Source organism: Dellaglioa sp. CoH-57-MRSF-17 (assembly GCF_056782015.1).
Map to the genome: position 1 here is coordinate 1 of NZ_JBXAXY010000173.1, position 245 is coordinate 245.

A 245-nucleotide genomic window follows, 5' to 3' on the forward strand; every position below is an offset into this window, starting at 1 on the left:
CGCTCCGCAGAACCACTATCTGGCCAGCGGACACAACCCGCAGATGGGCAACCTCCTCCCCATCTACCTTCCCGGAAACGGCGGCTTGCTCTCCGCCGTCTCCCTCATGGTCGCGGGCTGGGACGGCTCGCCGGGGCAGCCCGGCTTCCCGAACGACTGGGAGGTTCACCATGAGGGCTTCACCCCGTGGCCCAGCGAGTTCACGGAAGTGACGGTCCAGGTTACGTCACCCTCGTGAGGCGCTG

At 66.9% G+C, this 245-nt stretch carries 1 protein-coding gene; it reads left to right on the top strand.

The genetic code is table 11. The features are described 5' to 3' along the window. Positions 1 to 238: hypothetical protein (locus tag AC1RPJ_RS08290; RefSeq protein WP_481762932.1), on the top strand; the 238-nt coding region annotated here is incomplete at its 5' end. Between the last annotated feature and the right edge of the window lie 7 nt (positions 239 to 245).